Here is a 469-nt window from a genome sequence, read left to right as displayed (position 1 = left end):
CAGAAGTGGGTGACGCGCCCGGGGGCCGTCTCCAGGACGACCGCCGATCCGTCCCGGGCCAGGAACGGCAGGTCCTCGTCCCGGTCCACGGGGCCGCCCGGAGCGCTCCGGGTCCAGCGGGAGATGCCCTTCTCGCCGGGGGCCGAGAGCTCGACCCGGCCGTCGGCGGTGGAGCCGGCGCTGATCCCCTCGAAGGCCTTGCTGCCGTGCAGGTCCTGCCAGTCGCCCCAGTCGCCCCTCGCGCCCTGGAACTTCAGGTGGATCCCGCGGCCCGCGTTGCGCACGAAGACGTGGGCCGCGCCCCGGGCGTCGACGGCGACGACAGGAGGTCCGCCCCGGTGGGACATCTCCGGCCTCCGGTAGAGGGTGCCGAGGTCCTGCCACGGCCCGAGCGGCCGGCCGCTCTGGTACTGCACCGCGTGGTGGTAGGTGACGGTGACGGCCTCGCCGTTCGGTGAGCGGCGCCGGC

At 75.5% G+C, this 469-nt stretch carries 1 pseudogene; it reads right to left on the bottom strand.

The features are described 5' to 3' along the window. Positions 1 to 469, bottom strand: a pseudogene (locus G3I71_RS47120) (hypothetical protein); the annotation flags it as partial.

The sequence above is a fragment of the Streptomyces sp. SID12501 genome, assembly GCF_010550245.1.
GTDB lineage: Bacteria > Actinomycetota > Actinomycetes > Streptomycetales > Streptomycetaceae > Streptomyces.
This window is presented reverse-complemented; position numbering and strand designations above follow the sequence as displayed.